This window comes from Amycolatopsis plumensis (assembly GCF_042652605.1).
GTDB classification, from domain to species: Bacteria; Actinomycetota; Actinomycetes; order Mycobacteriales; family Pseudonocardiaceae; genus Amycolatopsis; species Amycolatopsis plumensis.
Window position 1 is genome coordinate 7,776,871 of sequence record NZ_JBHSJY010000001.1, and the last position, 25,315, is coordinate 7,802,185.

Genomic DNA, 25,315 nt, shown 5'->3' on the forward strand with positions numbered 1-25,315 from the left:
AACCTGCCCCGATGGGCAGCTCAGGCGTCGGTCACCATCGCCAGGTACGGTCCGAACTCGCGGTCGAGGCACAGCCGGCCCAGCTTGCGGTACTCCCGCGCGACCGCGCCGACCAGGTCGCTCATCGCCACCGGACGCCCCGCCTCGGCGGCCAGGTACGCGCCGGTGACCGCCGCCGAGCGGATGTGGCCGCCCGCCAGCTCGAACGCCTCCGCGAGGAACCCCAGGTCCAGGTCCGCGCCCCGGGGCATCCGCGCGCCCAGGCAGCGGTCCCACAGCCGGTGGCGGAGCTCGACGTCCGGCAGCGGGAAGTCGACGATGACGTCGAGCCGCCGGGTGAAGGCCTCGTCGAGGTTCGCCCGGAGGTTGGTGGCCAGCACCGCGATCCCGTCGAACGTCTCCATCCGCTGCAGCAGGTACGCGCTCTCGATGTTGGCGTACCGGTCGTGCGCGTCGCGGACCTCCGACCGCTTGCCGAAGATCGCGTCCGCCTCGTCGAAGAGCAGGACGCCGTTGACCCCGGACGCCTCGGTGAAGATCCGCTCCAGGTTCTTCTCCGTCTCGCCGACGTACTTGTCGACCACGGTCGCCAGGTTCACGGTGTAGAGGTCCAGCCCGAGCGACGCGGCGATGACCTCGGCGGACATCGTCTTGCCGGTTCCCGAATCCCCCGCGAAGAGCCCGGTGACGCCCCGGCCGCGGCCGCCGCCCGGGCGCATCCGCCACTCGTCGAGCACCTGGTCGCGGTAGCGGGCCCGCGCCGCCAGTTCGTCCAACAGCGACAGCACGCCCGCCGGCAGCACCAGATCGGACCAGCCGACGACCGGTTCGATCCGCCGCGCCAGCCGCTGCAGGCCGGCCGCGTTCTGGCTGCGCGCGCCCGCCCGGACGTGGCCGGTGCGGACCAGCCCGTCGTCGGCCAGCGCGGTCACCGCCGCCGCCTTCGCCGCGCGGGCGATCTGCCCGGGCCCCAGCACGAAGTGGGCGGTCTCCTCGCCGGGGTCGACACCCGGGGCGAGCCGGCCGTCGAGACGGCTGCGCCAGAGTTCCGCGCGGTCAACGGCGGACAGCGGTAGCGCGTCGAGCTGCAACGGCGGGGTCGCGCTCCAGCGCGGGTCCCAGGCGCCGGTGCCGTGCGCCACCAGCGGGATCGCCGGGTGCGCCAGCTCCTCCAGCCGCGGGTCCTCCACCGGGCCCAGCACGATCCCGGCCCCGCGCAGCAACGCCTCCCGGCGCAGCGACGCGGTGAGCTCGGCGCGGCCGGGCTCGGCCTGCCATCGCGCCGCGTCCACCACCAGCGCCGGGTACCCCGCCGCCGCCAGCCCGCCGACGCCGAGCTCCTCGGCCCCGCCCCCGGGGTGCTCCTTCAGGTAGACCAGCCCGACCCGGCCGCGGATGGCCCGCGCGAGCCGTTCCCGGCCCGGCACCTCGACCAGCTCCGTGCCCAGGCGCGCGCAGCCGGCCAGCTCGGGCGCCAGCCGGTCGTCGCCGAGCAGGTGGTTGACGACCCGGTCGGGCACGCGCAGCGTGCGCGAGAGGAACGGCCGTTCCTCCTCGCCCACGGCGAGCAGGCCGCAGGTGACCAGCGGGGAGTCGGCGTCGAGCCGGGCGCGGCCGGCGGCCGAGGCCTCGGGGATCCCGCACAGGCGCAGCGCCAGCCCCGCGCTGGCGCGGCGGCGGGTCACGTCGTCGTTGAGGTAGCCGTAGAACTGCTCGAACCGGCTGTCCAGGTCGGGGGCGAGCGCGACGAGCAGCAGTTCGACGTCGACGCCGGTGAGCCCCGCGCGTTCGGCGAGCGGGCGCAGCCGCCCGTCCGGGACGGAGTCGGTGAAGGGCGCGAACGGCTCGCGCAGCCCTTCCAGCAGCGCGTCGATCGTCTCGTTGGACAGGTAGAGGCCGCGGAAGGGGTCGTCGGGGTTGGGGTCGGCCGCGCGGCGGCTGTCGACGGCGTCGCGGATGCGCTGTTCGAGCCGGGCCAGCCGCTCGAACAGGTATTCCAGGCTCACCGGGGCTTCCGGTGGGTGCGCGCCATGGCGACCCGGCGCTGCCCCTCGACGGCCCCCGTCGCGGTCACGTGGTGCCCGAGGAGCTCGCCGTCGCCGGTGTCGAGCTTGAGGCCTTCCTTGGCGGGCGGCCCGGCCGGGTAGACGCGTCCGCTGTGGATCGGCGCGGAGACGACGACGTCCAGCGACGGCTTGAGCTCGCCGCCCAGCGCGGTCCACACGTCGGCGAACGCGCGGTCTTCCGGTGGCGGCAGCGCGACGGTCATCGGCACCGGCAGTCCCATCTCGGCCAGCGACCCGGTGAGCACCTCGGCCGGCACGGCCTCGTGGCTCAACAGGCCGAGCAGCAGGTCGGACAGCACCCGGTGCTCGTCCTCGGGGCGCTGGGTCCATGCGGTGACCAGGTAGGACAGTTTGACGTGCTTGGGCGGCAGGTGCCGCGCGGCGACCTCGCCGCGCTGGTCGTACTCGTTGAGCAGCCCCCGCGACCGGCGGCGCATGTCCTCGCGCACGTCGTAGAGGTAGATGTTCACGGTCGGTGCGTTGCGCCGGGCGGCCCAGTCCTTGGTGGGTGCGTCGAAGGCGACGTCGACCTCGCTGCCGCGCAGCGCCTCGTCCTTCACCAGCCGGCGCAGCGCCTCGTCGACCTCGTGGATCACCGCGGACCTCCTCGCACTGGCGGTGCTTCCACGATGATCGCGACCGGCGGGAGCGGCCAGCCACGCAGCGGCAAACCTTCGGGTACGCCCGGCTGCCCGTAAGGGCAAAGTGGCCGGCATGACGATCACGACCAGGCTCGCCTCCGAGGCGGACGTTCCGGCCCTGCTCGCCCTGTTCCGGGAACTGCACCCGGACGACCCGCCCCCGACCGCACCGGCGACGACCGCCGCCTGGCGGGCCATCGCGGCCCAGTCCGGCCGGGCGATCCTCGTCGCCGAATCCGGCGGCGCGGTGATCGGGACGGTCGACTGCGCGACGCTGCCGAACCTCACGCGGGGAGCCCGGCCGTTCATGCTCGTCGAGAACGTCGTGGTCGCTGCGCGTCACCGGCGATCGGGCGTGGGTGCGGCGCTCATGGAGGCGGCCTTCGCGGCGGCCAGGCAGGCGCACTGTTACAAGGTCCAGCTGCTGTCCCGGGCGAGCCGCGAAGCGGCGCACGCCTTCTACGAGTCGCTGGGATTCCGCGCCACCGCCCAGGGCTACCGCGTCTACCTCGACTGAGGACCGGCGACCGGCCCCCTCATCGGCCGCGGCTCCGGACGCACCCCGCTGAGTGTGGCGCTTCGACCCGGAACGAGCTGAGCGAGCCGGGTCCGCAGTGCGCGGACCCGGCTCGCTCAGCCTCGGCTTCGATCGGGAGCGTCAGCCCCGGTCGTAGTCGTAGTCGCTGTCCGCGTCGTGGTCGGCCCAGACGTTGTCGTGGTCCGTGGCGTCGGCCACCGAGGTGACCGAGTGCGCCGCGGCACCGCCCACGCCGGCCGCGGTGTACCAGGCGTGGTAACCCGCGTAGTCCGGCACCGCCACCGCGTGCGCACCCTCCGACGATGCGCCGAACGGCCCGGCGGTGTACTTCTCCGCGTCGTACGTGGCGTGGTGGTCACCCGCGTGGCTGACCACGTGCCCCGAGGTCGCACCGTCGATCCCGGCCGAGTGCTGCTCGGCGTAGTAGCCCACGTCGTCGGCGTCGTCGTTGTCGACGACGTGGTACACCGGGCGGACGACGTCGTGGTCCACCGGGTCGGGGTGGCTCACCACGTGGTGCACGACGATGTTGTCGTCGTCATCGTCGTAGTCGCCGGTGCCGTGACCGTCGTAGTCGTCGCAGTCGCCGTCGTCGTCGCCGTACCAGCCGTCGTGCGCGGTGTGGTGCCAGGGGCGGTTCCAGCCGTGGTCGCCGGACTCGCCGTTGTGCGTGACGTACGCGCCGCCGATGCCGGCCACGGCGGACTCCGACTCCGACCAGTGGTGTCCCCACCAGGTGGCGCCTTCGTCGGTGTCGGTCGTGCCCGCGCCGCCGATGCCCGCCCAGCTGCTGGAGCTCTCGCTGGTCCAGGAGTCGTGCGGCCAGCCGAGCGGGTGCGCCGTCGCCGGCCCGGCGATGACGAGGGAAAGCGGCAGCGCGAATGCGCCGGCGACAGCCAGTCGTCGCAATGTGGACATGATTTCTCGGGGTTCCTTCCTGGGTGCGGCTACCGGGTTTCATTCGGGGCCCGGGCGCCGGGGCAGAAGCTCTGTCCGATAGGTGACGTTACCGCCTCGGTGAGGTCTTCATACGGCCGTGACCTGCGCGAATACCCGATCGGTTCACGGGAACGCACCTATGGAGGACAGACGCGAAATGGGGTTGGACAAGCCTAGTTCGCCACCAGGGGAGTGACCGCAATGAATGGCGGGAAATCACTCGCTCAGGTAGTCCTCCGTTTAGAGGAAAAAACCGTGGGTCCGGCCGCCGGGCGCCGGGACGGCGCCGCGGGGGCCACCCGGCCCCCTCCCCCGGTCGACCGCCGCCGCGCTCGGCCGAGCGGTCGACCGCCACGCGGCAGGTGGCCCACCCGCGCGACGCCCGGCACCGCGTCCCGGCGGGGAATTCCGGTCGCCGTCCGCCGTCGAACCACGGTAACAGAGCCTTCCACCGATTGTTCCCACGGTATTCACAGTAGTGGAGTAATCACTGCATTTTTCGTTACCTGGTACACCCGAAAAGCACATGAATGGACTCGTTCGGACCAAGCCGTTGCGCGGTCAATTGCGTAGGTTCACGGCATGTCGCCGATGAGATCCATTCTGGCCGCCGTTCTGCTGGCCGCGTTCGTCGTGCCACCCGCCTCGCCGGTGGCCGCGGCCGCGGTGACGCCCGGACCGGTGTGCGATCAGCAGCCGCTCGCCAACACGACGGCTCCCGCGGGTGCGGTCACCGTCGACGCCGCGGTGCCCGGCGACCTCTACCGCAAGTCGCAGGAGTCGCCGCCCGGCACGACGTTCTGGCTGCCCCCGGGCACGCACCTGCTGGCGGCGGACCCGTTCGGGCAGGTCATCCCCAAGGACGGCGACGTCTACCTCGGCGCACCCGGCGCGGTGCTCGACGGCCAGGGCATCAACCGCGCGGCCTTCACCCAGCAGGCGAAGGACGTCGTCATCCGCGGGCTCACCATCCAGAACTTCGTCGCCCCGCAGGACCAGGGCGTGGTGAACCACGATTCCGGCGAGCATTGGATCATCGAAAACACCACCGTGCAGAACAACAAAGGCGCGGGAATCATGGCCGGCGCACGCCAGGAGGTGCGGCACAGCTGCCTGCGCAACAACGGCCAGTACGGCATGAACGCCTACCGGTCGGACAGCACGATCTCCGCGCTGATCATCGAAGGCAACGAAATCTCGGGCAACAACACCGACGACTGGGAAACGCGCAGTCCCGGCTGCGGGTGCAGCGGCGGGATCAAGTTCTGGGTGGTCGACAAGGCCGACGTCCGCGGGAACTGGATCCACCACAACCACGGCGCCGGGCTTTGGGCCGACACCGACAACAACGACTTCCTGATCGAGAACAACCTCATCGAGGACAACGACGCCGAGGCGCTGTTCTACGAGATCAGCTACAACCTCGTCTTCCGCGACAACGTCCTGCGCCGCAACAGCCTGGTCGCCGGCAAGCGCCGCGCCGACAAGGGCGACAACTTCCCGGTGGCGAGCGTCTACCTGTCCGAGTCCGGCGGCGAGCCGCGGGTGCCGGCGCGCACGCACCTGGTCGACATCTACGACAACACCTTCGAGGACAACTGGTCCGGCATCACCGCCTGGGAGAACGCCGACCGGTTCTGCAACAGCCCGGCCAACACCTCGATCAACACCTGCACCAAGCTCGTCGCCGACCGCACGCAGTGCTCGGCACCCGGGATCGCGTCACCGCCGCTGTACGACGACTGCCGGTGGAAGACCCAGCTGGTCGAGGTGCACGACAACACGTTCCGCTTCGACCCGGTCCGCGCCGGCTGCACGAACGGCTCCTGCGGCAAGATGGCCCTGTTGTCCAACTGGGGGACCTACCCGTCCTGGTCGCCGTACCAGGGCAAGGTCATCCAGGACGCGATCACCCACGACCAGGGCAACTACTGGTTCAGCAACGCCTACTACGGCCCCTGGAAGTTCGTCGCGGGCGACACGTCCCGGATCCTGACGGCCGAGCAGTGGCAGTCGACGCCGTGGGACCAGGACAACTGCGCGTCCTTCGACGACGTCATGCCGCACTGCTGAGCAGGCCCAGCACCGCGGCCGACTTCGCCTCGTCGAGGAACCGCAGGCCCATGAAGTTGTCGCCGGGGTTGAAGCCGGGCAGCGCCCAGACCGCTTCGTACGGCAGCTCGACCCGACGGTAGCGGCGCAGGCTGTAGACGTTGCTGAACAGGCACTTCCCCGGGTCCGGGTGCCAGAGCCGGCGCGCGAAGGCGGGATTGCGGAACCCGTGCCCCACCTCCGCGGTGGCCTGGACGTGCTTGCGGCCGGTGAAGAGCACGACGTCGCCGGTGGTCACGGTGTCCATCCGGCGGTCGTACTTGTCCTTGGCGCCCCAGAACCGGGCCCGCCCGCCCGGGTGCAGGACGTCGAGGCGGGCGAGGTCCGCGGGGTCGAGCAGGTCGGCGAGCTCGCGGAAGGCCACGGTCCGTTCGAGGGATCGCGCGCCGTAGCGGCGGGCGTCCGCGGTGCCGTAGGCGGGCTGGACGAATACCTGGACCACGATCCGGAACGGTAGCTCAGCCGCCGTGGGTGCGGTCGCTCTGGTAGTCGGTGTAGGTGTAGGGGTTGTCGAGGATCTTGGTTTCCGGGACGTCGGGGTTCATCCCCTGCCGCCACGCCTCCTCCCCCAGCTGCGCGCGCAGGTGCTCCACCGTGTCCTCGACGCGCCGCCGGAGGGCGGGCAGGTCCACGCCGACCAGGCGGCCGTCGCGCTTGACCACCCGGCCGCCGACCAGCACGGTGTGGACGTCGGCGCGCTGGGCCTGGAACGCCACGTGGCCGAACGGGTTCAGCAGCGGGAACGACACCGGCGAGTGATCGTTCTTCAGCAGCACGACGTCGGCCTTCTTGCCTGCCTCGAGACTGCCGATGTTCGAGCGGCCCAGTGCCGCGGCGCCGCCACGGGTGGCCCACTCCACGACCTGTTCCGCGCGCAGCGCCGCGTGCGTCACCGTTTCGCCCTTGGCGTGGGCCTCCAGGTGCTCCCGGGACCGGTCGGCGCCCAGGGTGGCGCGCATGGCCGAGAACAGGTCGCCGCTCCACCACACCGAGGTGTCCATCGACAGGGACACCGGGATGCCGTACTGGCGCAGCGTCCAGGTGGGCGGGTAGCCCTGGCCGGCGCTCTGCTCGCTTTCGGTCGAGACCGACACCGACCCGCCGGTCGCGGCGATCCGCTGGTAGGAGTCGGCTGAGAGCGACGCGCCGTGGACGTAGATCGTCTCCGGGGTCATGAACCCGTGGTCGTATATCAGCCGGATGCCGTCGTCGCCGGTCGCGCCCCACACGCCGGCGTGCGTGGTCACCGGGACGCCGAGCTCGCGGGCGACCTCGAAGGCCGGCTTCTCGGGGAAGGCCGGGTCGCCGGTGACGTCGAAGGCGAGCTGGAAGCCTTCGAGGCCACGGTCTCCGCCCGTGCGCCGTGAGACGAAGTCGCGGAACTCCGGCGTGGCCGTCCAGTTCGCCGGGGCGTCCTGGATGTTGCCGTAGGCCAGCACGAACCGGCCGGGGACGGCTTCGAGCGCGTCGGCCGCCGCGTCGGCGTGCTGAGTGGTCTGCAGGCCGTGGGACCAGTCGACGGTGGTCGTGACGCCGGCCTCGAGGGCTTCCCACGCGCCGAGCAGGTTGCCCGCGTGGATGTCTTCGGGGCGGAACACCTTGCCCCACTCGAGGTAGTACCAGACGAAGTACTGGGTCAGTGTCCAGTCGGCGCCGTAGCCGCGCATGGCGGTCTGCCACAGGTGCCGGTGGGTGTCGATCATCCCGGGCATGACGATGCCGCCGGCGGCGTCGATCTCGGTCGTCCCGGCCGGGACCTCCAGCGCCGGGCCGATCGCGGTGATGCGGTCGCCTTCGACGAGGACGTCTTCGCCGGGCAAGACGCGGCGCGCGTCGTCGAGGGTCAGCACCGTGCCACCGCGCAGGACGATCGATCCGGACATGGCTGCCTCCAGTGCGTACAATTGTCCGCTGGACGGACACCCGATGGGTGACGTCACTTTCGTCCAGCGCCGCGCCGGTGTCAATCCCCGCGGTTACGCTGCCCGGAGGGCTACTGCAGAGGGAGGCGGCATGCCACGCGAGGGAACCGGTCCCGACTTCATCGAGGCGCTGGCGCGCGGGCTCGAGGTGATCACGGCGTTCCGCCCGGGCCGTCCGGCGATGACGCTGGCCGAGGTCGCCGCCGCGGCCGGGCTGGCCCGCCCGACCGCGCGCCGGATCCTGCTGACCCTCGAGGAGCTCGGCTACGTCCGCACCGACGGGCGCGACTACTCCCTGACCCCGCGGGTGCTCGACCTCGGCGTCGCCTACGTGCACTCCACCGGTCTGTGGGACGTCGCCCGCCCGCACCTGGAACGGCTGGTCGCGCGCACGAACGAGTCGTGCTCGATCGCCCAGCTCGACGGCTCCGACATCGTCTACGTCGCCCGGGTGGCGGTCCCGAAGATCGTCGGGCTGAGCGTGCAGATCGGCACCCGGTTCCCGGCGCTGCCGACGTCGCTGGGCAAGGTGCAGCTCGCGGCGCTGCCGCCGGAGGAGCTGGAGGCGGTGCTGGCCGAGCCGACCCGGTCGGGGCTGGTCCCCCGCTGGCAACCGGACCGCGCCGAACGCGACGCCGAACTGCGCGAGGTCCGGGCCCGCGGCTGGGCGCTGACCGACGAGCAGCTCGCACTGGGCATCCGCTCGGTGGCCGCGCCGCTGCGCGACGGCTCCGGCCGGGTGATCGCCGGCGTCAACGTCAACTGCCACGCCGCCGAGACGCCGGTCGAGCGGCTGGTGGAGCACCACCTGCCGCTGCTGCTGCAGACGGCCGGCGAGATCAGCGCCGACTTCGCCCGCCTCGACACCATCCCGGCCGTGGTCGTGAGTGGTAAGGCGGGTTAGAACCCGCCTTACCACTCACGAGGGCCGCGGCAGACTCCTTGACCGGCGGCCGCACACTGTCGCAGACTGGCGGACAACAGTCCGTCTGACGGACAGAAGGAGCTGCCTTGGATTCCCCCACCGGCCCGCTGTCGGGGCTGCTGGTCGCGGACTTCTCGCGGGTGCTGGCCGGCCCGTACGCCACGATGCTGCTGGCCGACCTCGGCGCGGACGTCGTCAAGGTCGAGGGCCCGCAGGGCGATGAGACGCGCACGTGGATGCCGCCGGTGCGCGGGGACGTCTCGACCTACTATCTCGGCGTCAACCGCGGCAAGCGGTCCATCGCGCTGGACCTGCGCGACGAGGCCGACGCCGTCGTCGCCCGCGAGCTGGCGGCCCGGGCCGACGTGCTGATCGAGAACTTCAAGCCCGGCGGCCTGGCCAAGTACGGCCTGGACTACGCGGCGGTGAGCGCGGCCAACCCCGGCAGCGTCTACGCCTCGATCAGCGGGTTCGGGGCGGGCGAAGGCGCGCACGTGCCCGGCTACGACCTGATGGTGCAGGCGATCTCGGGCCTGATGAGCCTGACCGGCGATCCGGACGGCCCGCCGTACCGGGCTGGGATCTCGGTGTTCGACGTCATGGCGGGCAACCACGCGGTGATCGGCATCCTGGCCGCGCTGCGCCACCGCGACGCGACCGGTGCGGGCCAGCACGTCGAGGTCAACCTGCTGTCCTCGGCGCTGACCGGGCTGGTCAACCACAGCTCGGCCTTCGCCGCCGGCGGGGTGGTGCCGTACCGGATGGGCAACGCCCACCCCAGCGTGTTCCCCTACGAACCGCTGCCGACCGCCGACCACGACCTGATCGTCGCCGCGGCCAACGACGGGCAGTTCCGCCGGCTGTGCGAGGTCCTCGACCTGCCCGGCGTCCCGGACGACCCGCGGTTCGCCCGCAACGCCGACCGCACGAAGAACCGCGAGGAGCTCAGGCCGATCCTCGTCGAGCGACTGGCGAAACGCGGTGCGGTGGACTGGTTCGACGCGCTGACGAAGGTCGGTGTCCCGTGTGGACCGATCAACACGATCGACGGCGGGTTCGCGATGGCCGAACGCTTCGGGCTGGACCCGATCGTCGAAGTCGGCGAGGGCGACCGCGCGGTCCCGACCACCCGTCACCCCATCCGGTTCTCCGCGACGCCGGCCGGGTACCGGCTGCCGCCACCGGAACTCGACGAGCACGGCGCCGAACTGCGGGCGTGGCTGACGGAGGCCGCCGATGGCTGACCCGGTCTACGAAACCGCGCTCGGGGCATCCACAAAGGACAAGATCACGCTGCTCGGGCAGGACCTGGCCGAGGACGTCATGGGCACGGTCGGGTTCGGCGAGCTGGCCTTCTGGCTGGCGACGCAGCGACGTCCGTCCCAAGGAGAAACCCGGGTCTTCGAGGCGGTGCTGGCCGCGCTGGCCGACCACGGCTTCACCCCGACCGCGATCGTCACTCGGCTGACGTACCTGTCGGCCCCGGACTCGGTCCAGGGTGCCCTGGCGGCCGGCCTGCTGGGCGGCGGCTCGCGCTTCCTCGGCGTCACCGAGGACTGCGGCCGGTTCCTGCACGCCGTCCTGTCCGAAGTGGACACGCTCCCGGGCGACGACGGCGGCTGGGACGCACTCGCGCTCGAAACCGTCGAAAAGTGCCGCGCGGAGAAGCGGTTCCTCCCCGGGCTCGGCCACCACGTGCACAAGGACGGCGACCCGCGCACCCCGCGGCTGTTCGCCATCGCCGACGAAGAAGGCTTGCGCGGCCCGCACCTGGAACTGTTCGCCGCGATCGGCCGGGTGCACCCGCGGGTGCTGGGCAAGACGCTGCCGCTCAACGGGGCCGGCGTCTGCGGCGCCGCGCTCGCCGACCTCGGGCTGCCGCTGGAACTGCTGCGCGGCTTCGCGCTGCTGGCCCGGACCGCCGGGCTGATCGGCCAGCTCGCCGAGGAGCTGCGCCACCCCGTCGCCAACGACATCTTCCTGTCCGTCGACTTGAACAACCGGTCGGTCCCGCCGGATCCGCACGCGTGAGAGGAACGCCGATGCAGCTGGTCACCGAGGACAACATCACCGAACTCGCCGCGCGGCGCTGGGCGAGCGCGCACGATCCGAGGACGGCCGAGGTGATGGCGGCGCTCGTGCGCCACCTGCACGCCTTCGCCCGCGAGGTGCGGCTGAGCGAGCCCGAGTGGATGGCCGCGATGCGGTGGCTGACCGAGACCGGGCAGATCAGCGACGAGAAGCGCGAGGAGTTCATCCTCGCCTCCGACGTGCTCGGCCTGAGCATGCTGGTCGTGCAGATGAACCACGCCTTCGACGCCAAGGCGACCCCGGCCACCGTGCTCGGTCCCTTCCACATCGAGGGTTCGCCGGAGAAGGAGTTCGGCGGTGACATGTCCGACGGCCTGCCCGGCACGCCGCTCTACATCACCGGCACGGTCCGCGGTCTCGACGGCTTCCCGGTCGTCGGCGCGGTTCTCGACGTCTGGCAGGCCGACGAGGAAGGCGCGTATGAGTCGCAGATCCCGGACGTCGACGAGGCCCGCCTGCGCGCGAAGTACACCAGCCGCGCCGACGGGACCTACTGCGTGCGGACCATCGCGCCGAAGGGGTACTCGATCCCGATGGACGGCCCGGTCGGCGCGCTGATCCGCGGCACCGACATCAGCCACTTCCGGCCCGCCCACGTGCATTTCCTGATCAACGCCGCCGGGTACGAGCCGCTGATCACGCACCTGTTCCAGGAGGGCGCGCAGTACCTGGACAGCGACGTCGTGTTCGGCACCAAGCAGGAACTGGTGGTCGCGTTCGAGCCGCGCGATCCGGGGCCGACGCCGGACGGCGGCGAATCGGCGCACCCGTGGCTGGAGGCGCGCTACGACTTCGTTCTGCAGCCGGTCTGACCGGTGCGCGCGGCGGAAATCCGGACGGCCGGGCAGCCCCCGGTCGTCACCGACCGGGCCGAGCCCGAGCCGGGGGCCGGGCAGGTCGCCGTCCGCGTGACGGCGGCGCCGATCACCCCGCTCGACCGGCTCTGCGCGTCCGGCACGTCCTACTTCGGCGTGCCCGCCACGCCGTACGTGCCGGGAGTGCAGGGGGTCGGGCTGCTGGCCGGGACGCCGGTCTGGTTCGCCACGGCGGCGGGCATGCGTCCGGGCGACGGCAGCATGGCCGAGTGCGCGGTGGCCGCGTCGGCCGATGTGGTCGTCCTGCCGGAGGGGGCCGATCACGCCCTCGTCGCGGCGCTCGGGCTGTCGGCGGTCGCGGCGTGGATGTGCTTGACGGGCGCGGGAGGACTCGCCGCGGGCGAGACCGTGCTGGTGCTCGGCGCGGGCGGGGTGGTCGGGCAGACGGCCGTCCAGCTGGCGCGGGTGGCCGGGGCCGGGCGGGTGGTGGCGTGCGCGCGGTCGGAGGCCGCGCTGGAGCGGGCCCGCCGGCTCGGCGCGGACGCGGCGGTCGGGCTCGAGGACGGCGAAGACGTCGAACGCCTGGCGCAGCGGCTCGAGGCGGTGGCAGGCCCGGTCGATCTGGTGCTCGACCCGGTGTGCGGGCGGCCGGCCGCGGCGGCGCTGCGCACGCTGCGTCCCGGCGGGCGGCTGGTCAACCTGGGCAGCGCGGCCGGCGAGGTGTGCCCGGTTCCCTCGGCCGTCCTGCGCAGCCGGTCGCTGCGCATCCTCGGCTACACGAACAACGAGCTTTCCGCCGACCAGCGCCGGGAAGCACTGCGGACGGTGGTGACGCAGGCGATGGCGGGTGCGCTCACGGTCGACCACGAGCGTGTTCCGCTGCACGACGCGGCCCGGGCGTGGAGCCGCCCGGGCCGCGTCGTGCTGGTGCCCTGAACCGGGCATCCGGCGGTGACCGTCGTGGTCACCGGCCCCCAGGGCCGGGTTTCGGCACGTCGCCGATGTAGGGACCGCTTCCCACCCCGCCGACCGGGTTGGGGTCGCTCGTCGCGGACGCCGCGGGGGCGAGCACGGCGAGCGCGGCCGCGGTGAGCAGGGCGGCAGCTACAGCACGTTTCATCGGTGAGCTCCTTCGCGTTCCCCCGCATTGTGCTCGATCCGGCTTCCAAACCGCTTCCGCTTTCCGGAATCCACTGCCGCGGCGGCCGGGTTCGCGCGGATCGGCCGCGCACGGTGCCGGCGCGGGTACGGGGAGCGATCACCGTCACGACGGCGGGGCGCGGCCTGGCCGCCGTGCCGTTGCCGGTCCTGGGTCAGCCAGTTCTGGTCGCACGCGCGTGTGCCGGAGTACCGAGGCCGGGGTAGCACTGCTTCCGGCCCGCGGCCACCGGCCACGGTCACCGTGGCGCAGCGCGCGTGGGTTCTCGACGTCCGGGTGGGCCCCGACGACGGCTCTAGCGGCCGTATCCCTCGGTGGCCAGCACCTTGCCCATCAGCTCGTAGGCCGCCGGGTCGTCCGGGGCCACCGTGGCGAGGCCGTCGACGTAGCGGTTGAACATGCAGAAGGCCGCGGCGATCAGGACCGTGTCGTGCAGTTCGACGTCGGTCGCGCCTTCCGCGCGGGCCGCCTCGATCAGCTCGGGCGTCACGGCCCGGCCGGTCTCGCGCGTGGCCAGGGCGATCCGCAGCAGCGCCTTCAGCTTCTCCCCCACCGGGGCGTCGTCGATGCCGGCGCAGGCCGCGTCGACCACCGCGCGGCCGCCGTCGAGGGTTTCGGCCGCCACGGCGGCGTGGCTGCCGTGGCAGAAGCGGCACTCGTTGCCGTTCGAGACCACCGCCGCGATCAGTTCACGCTCGCCCACGGTGAGACTGCTCGGGCCGCGCAGCAGCGTCTGCGCCAGGTCGTTCAGCGGGACGGCGGTCTCGGGCCGGAACGCGAACAGCGACCGGATGCCGGGCAGCTGCGGGTCGAGCGGGATGTGCGGCATCGGTGCCTCCTGGCGCGGGCGGAAGATCGTCCCGCACAGTCTTTCGCCCCGCGGCGGCCCGGCCAACCTCCGTGTTGCCGAACCGGGCCGCCGCCGGAAGCGCTAGCCGATGGCGAAGTCGTCCGCGTAGACGGCACTTTGGCCGTACCAGCCGTGGACGTACACCGTCACCGCACCGGACGCGCCGGTGGTGAAGGGCACCGACAGCTTCGTCCAGCCGCTGCCGGAGGTCCACGCACTCGCCGTGGCCCCGCCGCGGACGCCGACGTAGGCGTAGCTGCCCTGCACCCACGCGGTCAGCGTGTAGGAGTGGTTCGGGGCCAGCGTGACGTTCTGCGCCGCTTCGCCGGTGGCCGACGCCGAGGGCGTCACCTGCAGCGCGTGGGTGCCCGAGTGCGCCGGCGAGGCGACGACCGCGTCGCCGGGTGCGGTCCACGGGCTCAGCGCACCGGTTTCGAAGCCGCCGTTGACCACGCCACCGGCGGGCGGGGTGCCCTTGACGGTGAGGGTGAAGGTGGCGCTGTGGCTGCCGGAGGCGCCGGTGCCGGTCACCGTGAGCGGGTAGACGCCGGGGACGGCGGCCGTGGTGGTGGCCACCGACAGCGTCGCGCTGCCGCCCGCGGTCACCGTGCCGGGGCTGACCGTTGCGGTGACGCCGGCGGGCGCGCCGGTGACCGACAGCGTGACCTGCTGGGCGGAGCCGGACGTCACCGCCGTGCTCACGGTCGCCGACGCCGAGCCGCCCGGGTCCACCGCGGCCGAGGCGGGACTGGCGGCGAGGGAGAAGTCGTTGCCGGGCACAGAGGTGCCGCCGGTGAAGGGTTCGAAAGCGTGGCTGAAGAACCAGGTGTCCTGCGCGATGCCGGAGCAGTTGTCGGCCGCGGCGCCGCCGGGGCAGCTGCCGTTGTCGCGTTGCAGAGCCCAGAACGACAGCGTGTTGATGCCCTTGGCCACCGCCCAGTTGTAGACGGTGGCGGCGTCGCCGGTGGTGAACGTTTCGGCCGGCCCGAAGTCGTCGACGCCGATCATTTCGGTGACGCCGACCATCGCCCACAGCTGGGCCTGCGTCTTGCCCGGGTAGAGCGCGCCCAGCTGGGAGACCAGGCCGGTCGCGGCGGTCTGGGTGTCGGTGGCCATCTGGTGGGCGGCGTTGTCGTAGTAGTCGAAGGTCATCAGGTTGACGACGTCGACGCGGGTGCCGTTGGCGACGGCGTTGCGCAGCACGGCCAGGCCGCTGTCGGCCAGCCCGCGGGTGGTCGTCGGCAGGGTGTAGGAGATCTGCAGCGAGCGCCCGGAGGCCGCGGCCCAGTCCTGGACCTTCTTGAGGGCCTTGTTGCGGCGGTCGATCCCGGCGGTGTTGGTCAGCGAGTTGTCCTCGATGTCCATGTCCAGCCGGGGGACGTCGTAGGTGGTGATCACCGACTCGTAGGCGGCGGCGATGGAATCCACGTTGGTGCAGCTGTCGGCGATTTCGGTGCCGGTGTTGTCGGCGGTGTACCCGCCGAAGGACGGGATGACGTCGCCGCCGCGGGAGCGGATGGTGGCGATGTCCGACCCGAACACGCCGGTGGAGATCGGCATGCCGGTGTCGCCGTTCCAGTACACCGTGCAGGAGCCCTTGGTGGCGGCCTGGATGAAGGCCATCGTGAGGTGCTTGGCGCCGGACTGCTGCGCGAGCGCGGCCGGGCTCTCGCCGGTCCAGGCTTCGAAGTACGGCGCGAAGACGTGGGCGGGCAGCGGCGTGGCGGCGTGGGCGGTCCCGGCGGCGGCGACCAGGGAACCGGCCGAGAACGCCGCCAGGGCCAGGGAAACGGACAATCGGGAGAAAGGTCTGCGTCGACGCATCTGCGCTCCTGAACCGGCGGGGAGCCGTGCGGCGGCGTGGCACGGCGGGACCACCCCAGGATTGGATCAGACCAATTGGCCCGTCAAGGTCTAGACCACTAAACCGGCCGGATGGCGGCAGCGGTTGCTCGGTCGACATAACCGGGGCATGAACACACTTGGTGAGCAACGATCGTGACAAAAACGTTCCAACTCCGCGGTGCGGCCGGTAGCGTCCTCGGCCATGCGGGTGATGTGGGGGAAGAATGGACGACGCAGAGTGACCAAGCCGTGGCGGGCGGCCCCGAGGGCCGCCCTCTCCAGCCCGCTGACGCTGATCGTGGCGGCCGTGACCTCCCTGCTGGCCTGCTTCCTCGGCACGGCCGCGGTGCTGCAGGCCTCCGCGGCCGGCGGCGCGGCCGTGCGGTACCAGACGGGCATCACCTGCCCGGACAGCTACGGCCCGATGTTCGGCAAGGGCAACATGCCGGTGCGGGACATCCCGGCGGTGACCGGCGCGATCCGGCGCCACGCCGCCGCGCACGGGTTCGGCGCCCCCGTCGTCGGCCAGTTCACGAACGTGCTGCGGGGAACCGAGTTCAACGGCGACCCGCACTACAAGATCCGCCTCGGCTACCGCGACCAAGCAGGCCTGGACAGCCTGACGCTGCAGCAGGGCACGCGCGCGCCGGGGCTGTGGCTGGGCAACGTGGTGGCCGACGCCGAGCACATCGGCGTCGGCACGAAGCCGAGCCTGCAGGGCGTGCCGCTGCCGCCGGTCACCGGCATCTACCGCGACCTGCTCGACCCGCCGCCGCGGTGGTGGTGCTCCCAGCAGTCCGGCGCCGTCATCGACCGCCTGGTCGACGACCCGATCGACTCGATCGTCTTCGCCACCGACGGCAAGACCTTCGACGACACGATCAAGGCCATCGGCCTGCCGACGATGCAGTACTTCCACGTCTCCTTCTACGAGCCGGCACCGGCGACGCTGAGCGCGGCCGAAGACCTGTTGCAGCGCTCGAAGGACCTCGTCGCCGACGTCCGCGCCGACCTGACCGCCCAGGGCCTCGGCTCGCTGATCGCCGCCGACGTCCCGGACTTCGGGCGGTCGGTGCAGATCTCCCGCCAGGCGCAGGACAACGTGTTCGTCTCGATCCTGCCGCTCGCGCTGATCAGCGTCCTGGTCGGCTGCGCGGGCCTCGGCACGGTGGCGCTGCAGTGGTACCAGCGGCGGCACGCGCAGCTGCGGCTGCTCTCCGCGCGCGGCAGCGGCCCGGCGGCGCTCGGCGGCCTGGCCGTCGCCGAATTGGGGCTGCCGATCCTGCTCGGCGGCGCGGTGGGTGCGCTCGCGGCGCGGCTCCTGCTCGGCGTGTACGGCCCGCCCGGTGCCCCCGATCCGTCGGCCGAGCTGCGCGCCGCCGGGGTCGCGGCCGGGACCCTGGCCGTGTCGGTGGTGCTGCTGGCGCTGGTCGTGGCGGTGCGGGTGCACCGGGAGTTCGAGCTGGGCCGGGTGCGCCGCGGCGGCAACCGGGTGCGGGTGCTGGCGTACTTCCCGTGGGAGCTGGCGACGGCGGGCATGGCGTGGCTGGGCTGGACGCGCCTGGCGCACTACGGCACGACGTCGCGGCTGGGCAATCCCCTGCCGCAGGTGGACCCGCTGGCGCTGACCTACCCGGTGTTCGTGGTGCTGACGGTGGGACTGCTGACCGCGCGGCTGGCGTGGCTGGCGCTGCACGCCTCGCACCGGGCCCGGTTCTGGTCGCGCCCGGCGCTGCAGCTGGCCATCCGGCGGCTGGCCGGCGCCCGCGCCCCGGTGACCGGGGTGCTCGTCATCGGCACCCTCGCCATCGGCACGCTGGCCACCGGCATCGGCATCGCCAACGGCCAGGAAGAGGCCCTGGACACCAAGTCGGCGATCTTCGTCGGCAGCAACGCCCGCCTCGACACCGACAGCCCGATCGGCATGGGCCAGGTGGCGATGCCCGCGGCCATGGCCGGCACCAGCACGGTGGTCGGTGAGCTGACCGGCACCGGCAGCGTGGTGCTGGTGGTCGACCCGGCGACGTTCACCCGCGGCGCCGCGGTGGACCGCGTCCCCGGTGACGACCTGGCCGGGCTGCTCGAGCGGATCTCGCGGCCGGACCCGCGCGGGACGCCGGTGATCCGGGTCGGGCACACGGCCAAGCAGAACACCAAGCTGCCCGACGACCTGCCCGACGCGATCGTCGCCGGTGATCTGCCGGTGTTCCCGATGATCGGCACCTCCCCCGGGTACGTCGTCTCGCGCACGGTGCTCAGCCACGCCCAGCTGGACGGCATTCCGAAGTGGAGCGTGCTGACCACCGCGCCGATGGCGGAGGCGACCACGGCGCTGCGGGCGGCGGGGGTGTTCATCCCGAACCGGATCAGCCGGGAGTCCGCTTTGGACGGTCTGCCGTTCTTCGTGGTGTCGTGGACGTTCTCGTTCGTGGCGCTGCTGGGCGCGGTGCTCGGCGTGGTGGCGGTGCTGGCCCTGCTGGTGGCGGTCGAGGTCCGGCGGCGGCAGAACGCGCTGGCCGGTGCGCTGGTGCTGCGGATGGGCATGCGGCCGCGGACGCTGCTGGCCAGTCACCTGATGGAGCTGGGTGCGCTCAGCGGGCTGGCGATCGTGGTCGGGGTGGTGTGCGGGGTTTCGGTGGCCGGCCTGTCGGTGCCGCGGTTCGACCCGGCGACGTTCCTCGCGCCGCGGTCGGAGCTGCCGGATCCGCTGCCGTTCGTGCTGACCGTCGTCGTGATCGGCGTGGCGGTGGTCGCGCTGGCCGGCTGGATCGCGGTGCGCTCGGTGCGCACCGCCCGGACCGCGGAGCTGATCCGTGCCTGAGAAACCCATCTTTTCCCTGCGCGGCATCGGCGTCGACTACCCGACGCCCGCCGGGGTCGTCACCGGTGTCGACGACGTCAGCCTCGACGTGCCCGCGCGCGGGATGACCGTGCTCGCCGGCCCGTCCGGGTCGGGGAAGTCGACGCTGCTGCGGGTGCTGGGGCTGTTCGAGCAGCCCGCGCGCGGCACGCTGACGTTCCAGGGCGCCGATGTCCGCAAGCTCAAGCACCGCGAGCGGCGGGCGCTGCGGCGGCACCACCTCGGCCTGGTGTTCCAGAACCCGGGCGACAACCTGCTGGGCTACCTGACGGTCGCGGAGAACCTGCACGCCGCGGCCGAGGCCGCCGGCACCGAGTGCAACGCCGAGGACATCCTCGGGCAGCTGGGCCTGCACGGCACCGGCGGCTGGAAGATTCCGGCGCTCTCGGGCGGGCAGCAGCAGCGGCTGGCGTTCGGGTGCGTGCTCGCCGCGCGCTCGACGGTGATCCTGGCCGACGAGCCGACGTCGCAGCTGGACGAGGCGTCGGCCGATCTGGTGCTGGACACCCTGCGGTACCTGGTGGACCAGGACTTCGCGGTCCTGGTCGCCTCGCACGACGAACGCCTGATCGACCTCGGCGCCCGGGTCGCCCGGCTGCACAAGGGCGCGCTCGAGGGCATCGAAGAACGGGAGCTGCCGGCATGACAGTCGTGGAAGCGGTCGGCCTGCGCCGCAGTTTCACCCACCCCAGCGGCGACATCGAGGTGCTGCGCGGGCTGGAACTGCGCGTCGGCGCCGGGGAGCTGGTGACGGTGTCGGGCCGGTCCGGGTCGGGCAAGAGCGCGCTGCTGGCGCTGCTGTGCGGGTTCGACTCCCCCGATTCGGGATGCGTGCTGCTCGACGGCGTCCCGATCAGCGGCGCGCCGCCGTGGCACACCTGCGCGGTGCTGCCGCAGGCGCTCGGGCTGGCCAACGAGCTGACGATCGCCGAGAACGTGGCCTTGCCGCTGCGGCTGCGCTCGGACGTCCCGCGCCCGTCGCCCGCGGCGATCGCCGAGCGGGTGGGCGGGCTGCTGGACGAGCTGGGCATCGGCGACCTCGGCGACCGCTACCCCCTGGAGGTGTCGTTCGGGCAGCAGCAGCGGGTGGCCTTGGCCCGCGCGGTCGCCGGACGGCCGCGGGTCCTGCTCACCGACGAGCCGACCGCGCACCTGGACGCCGGCTCGACGCCCCGGGTGCTCCGGCTGCTGCGCCGGTGCGCCGAGGAGGGCGCGGCGGTGATCGTCGCGACGCACGACGACGAGGTCCACCGCATCGCCGACCGCCGCGTCCGCCTGCTCGACGGGGTCCTCACCGCGCTGCTGGACTGACGGAGCGTCCGGGTCCGGCCGCGCCCGGCCGCCTCTTTACCGCGTCGCCGAACCGACCGAACTCCCCGAGCCCGGCACCTCGGCGTAGTCCGGCAGCTCGACGCCGTTGATCGCGCGCTCGACCACCGGCATGACCGCCTCCATGTCGAGCTCGGCGCCGTCGCGGCTCTGGACGTGCAGGCGGCCGATCTCCTGGTTGGCCTCGACGTACGGGCGCATCAGCGTCTCGTACGCGGCGAACCCGGCCTCCGGGTCCCACCCGGCGGCGGCCAGCTCGCCCGCCAGCAGGTAGGCGCCGACCAGGGCCAGCCCGGTGCCGCCGCCGGACATCGGTGACGAGCAGAACGCCGCGTCGCCGATCAGCCCCACCCGGCCGTGCGACCAGCGGTCCATGACCACCTGGGCGACCTGGTCGAGGTAGAAGTCCGGGGTGTCGTCCAGGTGCGCGAGGATCTCCGCGGTCCGCCAGCCCAGGCCGGCCATCCGCTCGCGCAGCAGGTTCTTCTGCGCTTCGATGTCGCGGTGGTCGACGTCGAAGCCGTCGGCCGGAAAGGACAGCATCGCCATCGCCCGGGTGTCGTCCTTGAGCGGCCGCAGGCCGGCGGAGCGGCCTTCGTGCTGGTAGTCGAGCACCCAGCGGTCGATGCCGAACTCGTTGGGCACGCTGTAGAAGGCCAGCACCATCCCGAGGTGGCGGACGAACCGCTCGCGCGGCCCGAAGACCATCGCCCGCAGGGCCGAGTGCAGCCCGTCGGCCCCGATCACCAGGTCGAAGCGCCGGCGGCTGCCGCTCGCGAAGGTGACGTCGACGCCGTCGGCGTCCTGGGCCAGCTCGGCGATCCGGTCGCCGAACAGGTATTCCACGCCGTCCCGGGTGTCGTCGTAGAGCACCTGGGACAGGTCTCCGCGCAGGATCTCGATGTCGGCGATGTAGCCGTCGCCCCCGTCGTCCTCCGCGCTGAAGGTCTCCAGCACGTTCCCGTCGGCGTCCACGTGGTGCGCGCCGGCGGTCTCCGTGCGGGCCGCGCGCACCGCCGCGTCCAGCCCCATCAGCCGGATGACCTCCTTGGCCACCCCGCGCGCGTCCACCGCCTGCCCGCCGGGCCGCAGTCCCGGCGCCCGCTCCACGACGGTCACCTCGGCGCCCCGCCGCCGCAGCCAATGCGCCAGCGCGGGCCCCGCGATGCTCGCCCCGGCCACCAACACCCTGCTCCCGCTCACCGCGGTCCCCCCATCGCCGTCCGGATGCCGGTCCGGAGTGTAGCGGCGCGGGCCGCGCCAATCGATCAGGAATCGAGAAGCGCTGGTCAGCGGAGCGCGAATAGCGTCAGCGACGTACCGCAGACCACGACTTCAGGAGCACCGAAGATGAGCACCCAGGGGATCAAGACCGTCCTGCACCCCGTCACCGACCTGGCCGCCGCCAAGGCCGTCTACACCGCGCTGCTGGGCACCGAGCCGCAGGCCGACGCGCCCTACTACGTCGGCTACGACGCCGAGGGCCAGCACATCGGGCTGGTGCCGAACGGCGCGCAGCAGGGCATGACCGGGCCGGTGACCTACTGGCACGTCGGCGACATCGAGGCGAAGCTCGCCGAGGTGACCGCGGCGGGCGGGAAGGTCAAGGACGAGCCGAAGGACGTCGGCAACGGGCGCCTGGTGGCGACCTTCACCGACCCCGACGGCAACGTCCTCGGCGTGCTGCAGGACCCGCAGTCCTAGTCGAGCGCGGTGGCCCGGCTGACCTCCTCCCAGGCGGCCAGGTCCGCCGCGACGGCCTCGTGGTGGGCGCGGATCGCTTCGACGGCGTCCGCGCCCAGCGCGAGGCGCAGCGGGGCGTCGTCGCTGCCGACCGCCCGGACGATCGCCGCGGCGGCCTTGGCCGGGTCGCCGGGCTGGGTGCCGTCCATGTTTTCGACCGCTTCGCGGGTTCCGCCGGTCGACACCGCGTAGGCGTCGATCGTGCGGGAGCGGTGCATGCGGCCGCCGCCGAACTCGGTGCGGAACGCGCCCGGCTCGACGATCAGCACCTTGACCCCGAACGGCGCCACCTCGGCGGCCAGCGCTTCCGAGATGCCTTCCAGGGCGAATTTCGCCGCGCAGTAGGCGGCGAAACCCGGCGGGGCCACCTGCCCGCCCATGGAGCTGAGCTGCACGACCGTGCCGCTGCCCTGCGCGCGCAGGTGCGGCAGCACCGCCTTGGTGACCGCGACCGCGCCGAAGAACATGACCTCCATCAGCGCGCGCAGCTCGTCCATGGTGAGTTCTTCGACCGCGCCGACCGATCCGCTGCCGGCGTTGTTGACCACGACGTCGATCCGGCCGAACGTTTCGAGCGCGGTCTTGACCGCCGCGTCGATCTGCCCGGGGTCGGTGACGTCCAGTGCCGCGGTCCGGAGCCGGTCGCCGCCGCGCGCCTGGAGCTCGGCGAGGGTTTCCGGCCGGCGGGCGGTGGCCAGCACGCGGTCGCCCGCGGCCAGCGCGGCCAGCGCGATCTCCCGGCCGAAGCCCGCGGAGCAGCCGGTGATCAGCCAGACGCGGCCGTCGGTGTTCGTCATTTTCGGTTCCTCCCAGTGCTTTCCTCCCTTCCATCCTGGGGACGATCACGGCCGGGCCGCCAACACCGATGTCCTGCCGCGGCTACAGTCGGAGCCTGTGACCCCCGAGTTGCGCCAGCTCCGGTACTTCGTGGCCGTCGCCGAGGCGACCAGCTTCACCCGCGCGGCCGCCGGGCTGCACCTGGCGCAGCAGTCGCTGTCCCAGCAGATCACCGTGCTCGAACGCGCCCTCGGCGTGCGGCTGTTCGACCGCGACCCGCGCGGGACACGGCTCACCGCCGTCGGCCGGCTCTTCCTGCCCGAGGCCCGTGCGGTGCTGGCGCGCGCCGACGAAGCCGTGGCGACGCTCGGGCGGGCGGTCCGCGGCGAGATCGGCGACGTCCGGCTCGTCTTCCTCGCCACGACGGCGAACTACCTGCTGCCGCCGGTGGTCCGCGCGGTCCGGGAGCAGCTGCCCGGGCTGGCGGTGACGACGGCCGAGGCATCGATCGCCGAGCTCGTCGAGGGCCTGCGCGAGGGCCGGTTCGACCTGGCGTTCACCCGGCCGCCGCTGGTCGCGGATCTGGAGTCGCGCACGTTGCTGACCGAAGAGGTGTGCGCGGTGCTCCCTGCCGAGCACCCGCTGGCCGGGCGGGCGTCGCTGAAGCTGGCCGACCTGGCCGACGAGCCGTGGGTGCTCACCCCGCGCGCGAGCTGGGAGCCGTGGCACCGGAGCTACGACGACGACTTCGCCGCCGCCGGCTTCACCCCGCGGGTGGTGCAGCGGGCCGCGACCGTGCAGGGCCTGCTCGGGCTGGTCGCGGCGGGCGTCGGTGTCACCCGGCTGGCCCGCTCGTCCCACAGCCTGCGCCGGTCCGGGGTGGCGTTCGTGCCCCTGGACGGCGATGTCGCCCGCACGGAACTGGTGTGGGTGCCCGGCGAGGACACCCCGGCGGTGCGGGCGATCGCCGAGGTGGCGGTCGCCCTGGCGGCGGCGACGGACCTGACTCAGGCGGGCTGACCGCTTTCGGTGGGCAGGCCGGCGCTCACCCAGTCTTCGATGCCCGCGGCGTACTTGCGGACGTCGGTGTAGCCCAGCCGTTCCAGCTGCGCGGCGACCTGGCCGCTGTTGGCGCAGGCGGGGTTGGAGCAGTAGGTGACGATCGCGGCGGCCTTGTCCGGCAGGAGCCGCGGTGCCTTGGCGGCGACGTCGTCGGCGACGACGTTGATCGCTCCGGGCAGGTGCCGGGTCTCGTAGTAGGAGGCGGGCAGCGCGTCGACGAGGACGAGCGTGCCGGCGGCGAGCCCGGCGCGGAGCGTGGCGCGGTCGATGGTCTCGGTCATGGCGGGCCTTTCAGAAGGTCTTGGCGGTGTCGCGGGCGGCCTCGTGGGCGATCCGGCCGAGTTCTTCGGCGTCGCCGGTGAGGGTGGGGTGGAAGCGGATCTCGGTGACGTCGTCGATGCCGGTCCAGTTGAGCCAGCCGGTGAAGAACGGGGCCTGGAAGTCCACGCCGAACTCCGGGCCGAGCCCGGGCGCCCACACCGCGCTGGTGTAGATGACCGCGGCGCGCTTGCCGCGGCCTTCGAGCAGGTGGCGGTAGCCGGTGACCGGGTCGACGCCGAAGACCCAGCCGGGCTGGGACACGACGTCGACGAACTGCTTGAGGACGTAGGGCACGCCGGAGTTCCACATCGGCACGCTGACCAGGATCCGGTCGGCGGCGTCGAACCGGGCGAACGCCGCCCGCGCCGCCGCCCACGCTTCGGCTTCCTCGCCCTGCGGGGTGCCGCCGCCGAAGACGGTCATCTTGGCGCGGGCCGCGGCCGGGCCGAAGGTGGGAAGGGAGCCGTCCCAGAGGTCCCATTCGTCGATCTCGGCGTCCGGGTGGAGGCTGCGGTAGGTGTCCAGGAAAGTAGCTGCCAGGCGCAGCGATTGGGACGCTTCGCCTCGTGGGGACGCGGAAATGTGCAGCAGATCGGGCATGGCGATGCTCCTCGTTGGGGTGGCGGCTTTCGCCGGAGCGAGAATCGGACTAGAGTCCGCTTATGTCCTCGAACCGTAGCGGACCGCAGTCCGCTTCGTCAACGCCCCCCGGGCTGCCGGTGCTCGGCGCTCCCGTCCGCGAGCGGGCCGACGCCGCCCGCAACCGGATCCGCGTCCTGGAAGCCGCCGAGACGCTCTTCGCCGAACGCGGGGTCGACGCGGTCACCATGGACGACGTCGCGGGCGCCGCCGGCGTCGGCAAGGGCACGCTCTACCGCCGCTTCGGCGACAAGGGCGGCCTCGCCATGGCCCTGCTCGACCAGCGGGAACGCGAACTGCAGGAGCGGATCCTCACCGGGCCGCCACCCCTGGGCCCCGGCGCCGGCCCCGCGGACCGGCTCGGCGCGTTCATCGAGGCCTACCTCGGCCTCCTCGACCGGCAGCTGGACCTCGTCCTGCTGTCCGAGACCGCCACGACCGGGGCCCGGTTCCGCACCGGCGCGCACACGCTGTGGCGGCAGCACTGCCGACACCTGCTCGAAGCCGGCGGCGCGAAGGGTGCCGAGATCGCCGCGGACGTCCTGCTCGCGGCCCTCTCCGCCGAACAGGTGCGGCACTGGCGGCGGGACCGGGAGATCGGCTCGGCGACCCTGGCGGAGTCGCTCGTCCGGCTGGTGCGGAGCTGGCTACCGTGACGCACCGTGTCCGACGCCGGGCCGG

26 protein-coding genes are annotated in these 25,315 nt (G+C 72.7%); 13 read left to right on the forward strand and 13 right to left on the reverse strand.

The genetic code is table 11. The features are described 5' to 3' along the window. Nucleotides 1-20 precede the first annotated feature (20 nt). The gene (locus ACFPLC_RS37480) at nt 21-2,006 is read right to left on the reverse strand and encodes an ATP-binding protein (RefSeq protein WP_378197940.1); all 1,986 of its coding nucleotides are present in this window, start codon (nt 2,004-2,006) and stop codon (nt 21-23) included. After that, nucleotides 2,003-2,662, reverse strand: a complete 660-nt coding sequence (locus ACFPLC_RS37485) for a Pvc16 family protein (protein WP_378197938.1) — start codon at nt 2,660-2,662, stop codon at nt 2,003-2,005. Before ACFPLC_RS37485 ends, ACFPLC_RS37480 begins: the two co-directional genes overlap by 4 nt. A gap of 118 nt (nt 2,663-2,780) precedes the next feature. On the opposite strand from ACFPLC_RS37485, the gene ACFPLC_RS37490 reads away from it, so the two are divergent. Continuing rightward, the gene (locus ACFPLC_RS37490) at nt 2,781-3,224 is read left to right on the forward strand and encodes a GNAT family N-acetyltransferase (protein ID WP_378197936.1); all 444 of its coding nucleotides are present in this window, start codon (nt 2,781-2,783) and stop codon (nt 3,222-3,224) included. A gap of 141 nt (nt 3,225-3,365) precedes the next feature. Here ACFPLC_RS37490 and ACFPLC_RS37495 read toward each other — a convergent pair whose 3' ends face one another. Continuing rightward, nucleotides 3,366-4,163 carry a hypothetical protein gene (locus tag ACFPLC_RS37495; protein ID WP_378197934.1) on the reverse strand — a complete coding sequence of 266 codons (798 nt, stop codon included), beginning with the start codon at nt 4,161-4,163 and terminating at the stop codon, nt 3,366-3,368. 603 nt (nt 4,164-4,766) lie between these two features. Between ACFPLC_RS37495 and ACFPLC_RS37500 the strand changes: the two genes are divergently transcribed. Further along, on the forward strand, nt 4,767-6,257 hold the full coding sequence (locus ACFPLC_RS37500) for a right-handed parallel beta-helix repeat-containing protein (protein WP_378197933.1): 1,491 nt from the start codon (nt 4,767-4,769) through the stop codon (nt 6,255-6,257). On the opposite strand, the gene ACFPLC_RS37505 is transcribed toward ACFPLC_RS37500, so the two are convergent. Together ACFPLC_RS37505 and ACFPLC_RS37510 are read right to left on the reverse strand one after the other, a co-directional pair. Next, entirely contained in the window at nt 6,241-6,738 is a 498-nt protein-coding gene (locus ACFPLC_RS37505) for a hypothetical protein (RefSeq protein WP_378197931.1), read from the reverse strand. The genes ACFPLC_RS37500 and ACFPLC_RS37505 overlap by 17 nt on opposite strands. Before the next feature lie 16 nt (nt 6,739-6,754). Then, nucleotides 6,755-8,179, reverse strand: a complete 1,425-nt coding sequence (locus ACFPLC_RS37510) for an amidohydrolase family protein (RefSeq protein WP_378197929.1) — start codon at nt 8,177-8,179, stop codon at nt 6,755-6,757. Nucleotides 8,180-8,309: 130 nt separating this feature from the next. On the opposite strand from ACFPLC_RS37510, the gene ACFPLC_RS37515 reads away from it, so the two are divergent. From ACFPLC_RS37515 to ACFPLC_RS37535, 5 genes are all read left to right on the forward strand, one after another. Then, nucleotides 8,310-9,122, forward strand: a complete 813-nt coding sequence (locus ACFPLC_RS37515) for an IclR family transcriptional regulator domain-containing protein (protein ID WP_378197927.1) — start codon at nt 8,310-8,312, stop codon at nt 9,120-9,122. A 107-nt stretch (nt 9,123-9,229) separates the two neighbouring features. After that, complete coding sequence (locus ACFPLC_RS37520; protein WP_378197926.1) at nt 9,230-10,387, forward strand: CaiB/BaiF CoA transferase family protein; 1,158 nt, start codon at nt 9,230-9,232, stop codon at nt 10,385-10,387. Then, on the forward strand, nt 10,380-11,174 hold the full coding sequence (locus ACFPLC_RS37525; RefSeq protein WP_378197924.1) for a citryl-CoA lyase: 795 nt from the start codon (nt 10,380-10,382) through the stop codon (nt 11,172-11,174). The genes ACFPLC_RS37520 and ACFPLC_RS37525 overlap by 8 nt, the downstream gene beginning before the upstream one ends. A gap of 11 nt (nt 11,175-11,185) precedes the next feature. After that, nucleotides 11,186-12,046 (forward strand): dioxygenase family protein, encoded by an 861-nt coding sequence (locus tag ACFPLC_RS37530; protein WP_378197922.1) that lies wholly within the window; start codon nt 11,186-11,188, stop codon nt 12,044-12,046. A 3-nt stretch (nt 12,047-12,049) separates the two neighbouring features. After that, entirely contained in the window at nt 12,050-12,985 is a 936-nt protein-coding gene (locus ACFPLC_RS37535; RefSeq protein ID WP_378197920.1) for a quinone oxidoreductase family protein, read from the forward strand. A gap of 28 nt (nt 12,986-13,013) precedes the next feature. On the opposite strand, the gene ACFPLC_RS37540 is transcribed toward ACFPLC_RS37535, so the two are convergent. The 4 genes from ACFPLC_RS37540 to ACFPLC_RS37555 form a co-directional block, all read right to left on the reverse strand. Then, nucleotides 13,014-13,169, reverse strand: a complete 156-nt coding sequence (locus tag ACFPLC_RS37540; protein ID WP_191306152.1) for a hypothetical protein — start codon at nt 13,167-13,169, stop codon at nt 13,014-13,016. Beyond that, on the reverse strand, nt 13,166-13,450 hold the full coding sequence (locus ACFPLC_RS37545) for a hypothetical protein (RefSeq protein ID WP_378236069.1): 285 nt from the start codon (nt 13,448-13,450) through the stop codon (nt 13,166-13,168). The genes ACFPLC_RS37540 and ACFPLC_RS37545 overlap by 4 nt, the downstream gene beginning before the upstream one ends. A 53-nt stretch (nt 13,451-13,503) precedes the next feature. After that, the gene (locus ACFPLC_RS37550; RefSeq protein ID WP_378197918.1) at nt 13,504-14,037 is read right to left on the reverse strand and encodes a carboxymuconolactone decarboxylase family protein; all 534 of its coding nucleotides are present in this window, start codon (nt 14,035-14,037) and stop codon (nt 13,504-13,506) included. A gap of 102 nt (nt 14,038-14,139) precedes the next feature. Beyond that, the gene (locus tag ACFPLC_RS37555; RefSeq protein ID WP_378197916.1) at nt 14,140-15,882 is read right to left on the reverse strand and encodes a glycosyl hydrolase family 18 protein; all 1,743 of its coding nucleotides are present in this window, start codon (nt 15,880-15,882) and stop codon (nt 14,140-14,142) included. A 259-nt stretch (nt 15,883-16,141) separates the two neighbouring features. Between ACFPLC_RS37555 and ACFPLC_RS37560 the strand changes: the two genes are divergently transcribed. From ACFPLC_RS37560 to ACFPLC_RS37570, 3 genes are read left to right on the forward strand one after another with little or no spacing between them, the layout of a single operon-like run. Next, the gene (locus tag ACFPLC_RS37560) at nt 16,142-18,724 is read left to right on the forward strand and encodes an FtsX-like permease family protein (RefSeq protein WP_378197914.1); all 2,583 of its coding nucleotides are present in this window, start codon (nt 16,142-16,144) and stop codon (nt 18,722-18,724) included. Further along, nucleotides 18,717-19,409, forward strand: a complete 693-nt coding sequence (locus tag ACFPLC_RS37565) for an ABC transporter ATP-binding protein (protein ID WP_378197912.1) — start codon at nt 18,717-18,719, stop codon at nt 19,407-19,409. The genes ACFPLC_RS37560 and ACFPLC_RS37565 overlap by 8 nt, the downstream gene beginning before the upstream one ends. Continuing rightward, a complete protein-coding gene (locus tag ACFPLC_RS37570; RefSeq protein ID WP_378197910.1) occupies nt 19,406-20,074 on the forward strand; it encodes an ABC transporter ATP-binding protein in 669 nt (222 codons plus the stop codon). Before ACFPLC_RS37565 ends, ACFPLC_RS37570 begins: the two co-directional genes overlap by 4 nt. Nucleotides 20,075-20,110: 36 nt before the next feature. Here ACFPLC_RS37570 and ACFPLC_RS37575 read toward each other — a convergent pair whose 3' ends face one another. Then, nucleotides 20,111-21,295 carry an FAD-dependent monooxygenase gene (locus tag ACFPLC_RS37575; protein WP_378197908.1) on the reverse strand — a complete coding sequence of 395 codons (1,185 nt, stop codon included), beginning with the start codon at nt 21,293-21,295 and terminating at the stop codon, nt 20,111-20,113. Between the two features lie 147 nt (nt 21,296-21,442). Between ACFPLC_RS37575 and ACFPLC_RS37580 the strand changes: the two genes are divergently transcribed. Further along, complete coding sequence (locus ACFPLC_RS37580) at nt 21,443-21,796, forward strand: VOC family protein (protein ID WP_378197906.1); 354 nt, start codon at nt 21,443-21,445, stop codon at nt 21,794-21,796. Here the strand turns inward: ACFPLC_RS37580 and ACFPLC_RS37585 are convergent. Beyond that, a complete protein-coding gene (locus ACFPLC_RS37585) occupies nt 21,793-22,632 on the reverse strand; it encodes an oxidoreductase (protein WP_378197904.1) in 840 nt (279 codons plus the stop codon). The genes ACFPLC_RS37580 and ACFPLC_RS37585 overlap by 4 nt on opposite strands. Nucleotides 22,633-22,729: 97 nt before the next feature. On the opposite strand from ACFPLC_RS37585, the gene ACFPLC_RS37590 reads away from it, so the two are divergent. Further along, complete coding sequence (locus ACFPLC_RS37590; protein WP_378197902.1) at nt 22,730-23,632, forward strand: LysR substrate-binding domain-containing protein; 903 nt, start codon at nt 22,730-22,732, stop codon at nt 23,630-23,632. Here the strand turns inward: ACFPLC_RS37590 and ACFPLC_RS37595 are convergent. After that, complete coding sequence (locus ACFPLC_RS37595) at nt 23,620-23,955, reverse strand: rhodanese-like domain-containing protein (protein ID WP_378197900.1); 336 nt, start codon at nt 23,953-23,955, stop codon at nt 23,620-23,622. The two genes, ACFPLC_RS37590 and ACFPLC_RS37595, sit on opposite strands and share 13 nt — an antisense overlap. A gap of 10 nt (nt 23,956-23,965) precedes the next feature. Then, nucleotides 23,966-24,595, reverse strand: a complete 630-nt coding sequence (locus ACFPLC_RS37600; protein WP_378197898.1) for an FMN-dependent NADH-azoreductase — start codon at nt 24,593-24,595, stop codon at nt 23,966-23,968. Between the two features lie 62 nt (nt 24,596-24,657). Here ACFPLC_RS37600 and ACFPLC_RS37605 point away from each other — a divergent pair, with 62 nt between their 5' ends. After that, nucleotides 24,658-25,290: a TetR/AcrR family transcriptional regulator gene (locus ACFPLC_RS37605; RefSeq protein WP_378197896.1), complete on the forward strand. Its 633-nt coding sequence runs from the start codon at nt 24,658-24,660 to the stop codon at nt 25,288-25,290. Nucleotides 25,291-25,315: the final 25 nt, after the last annotated feature.

What these genes read in the sequence shown, in the direction of transcription:
- ACFPLC_RS37515 (WP_378197927.1), top strand. Translation starts at nt 8,310, where the DNA reads ATGCCACGCGAGGGAACCGGTCCCGACTTCATCGAGGCGCTGGCGCGC.
- ACFPLC_RS37490 (WP_378197936.1), top strand. Translation starts at nt 2,781, where the DNA reads ATGACGATCACGACCAGGCTCGCCTCCGAGGCGGACGTTCCGGCCCTG.
- ACFPLC_RS37605 (WP_378197896.1), top strand. Translation starts at nt 24,658, where the DNA reads ATGTCCTCGAACCGTAGCGGACCGCAGTCCGCTTCGTCAACGCCCCCC.
- ACFPLC_RS37570 (WP_378197910.1), top strand. Translation starts at nt 19,406, where the DNA reads ATGACAGTCGTGGAAGCGGTCGGCCTGCGCCGCAGTTTCACCCACCCC.
- ACFPLC_RS37540 (WP_191306152.1), bottom strand. Translation starts at nt 13,169, where the DNA reads ATGAAACGTGCTGTAGCTGCCGCCCTGCTCACCGCGGCCGCGCTCGCC.
- ACFPLC_RS37525 (WP_378197924.1), top strand. Translation starts at nt 10,380, where the DNA reads ATGGCTGACCCGGTCTACGAAACCGCGCTCGGGGCATCCACAAAGGAC.
- ACFPLC_RS37550 (WP_378197918.1), bottom strand. Translation starts at nt 14,037, where the DNA reads ATGCCGCACATCCCGCTCGACCCGCAGCTGCCCGGCATCCGGTCGCTG.
- ACFPLC_RS37530 (WP_378197922.1), top strand. Translation starts at nt 11,186, where the DNA reads ATGCAGCTGGTCACCGAGGACAACATCACCGAACTCGCCGCGCGGCGC.
- ACFPLC_RS37595 (WP_378197900.1), bottom strand. Translation starts at nt 23,955, where the DNA reads ATGACCGAGACCATCGACCGCGCCACGCTCCGCGCCGGGCTCGCCGCC.
- ACFPLC_RS37600 (WP_378197898.1), bottom strand. Translation starts at nt 24,595, where the DNA reads ATGCCCGATCTGCTGCACATTTCCGCGTCCCCACGAGGCGAAGCGTCC.
- ACFPLC_RS37510 (WP_378197929.1), bottom strand. Translation starts at nt 8,179, where the DNA reads ATGTCCGGATCGATCGTCCTGCGCGGTGGCACGGTGCTGACCCTCGAC.
- ACFPLC_RS37495 (WP_378197934.1), bottom strand. Translation starts at nt 4,163, where the DNA reads ATGTCCACATTGCGACGACTGGCTGTCGCCGGCGCATTCGCGCTGCCG.
- ACFPLC_RS37580 (WP_378197906.1), top strand. Translation starts at nt 21,443, where the DNA reads ATGAGCACCCAGGGGATCAAGACCGTCCTGCACCCCGTCACCGACCTG.
- ACFPLC_RS37500 (WP_378197933.1), top strand. Translation starts at nt 4,767, where the DNA reads ATGTCGCCGATGAGATCCATTCTGGCCGCCGTTCTGCTGGCCGCGTTC.
- ACFPLC_RS37555 (WP_378197916.1), bottom strand. Translation starts at nt 15,882, where the DNA reads ATGCGTCGACGCAGACCTTTCTCCCGATTGTCCGTTTCCCTGGCCCTG.
- ACFPLC_RS37585 (WP_378197904.1), bottom strand. Translation starts at nt 22,632, where the DNA reads ATGACGAACACCGACGGCCGCGTCTGGCTGATCACCGGCTGCTCCGCG.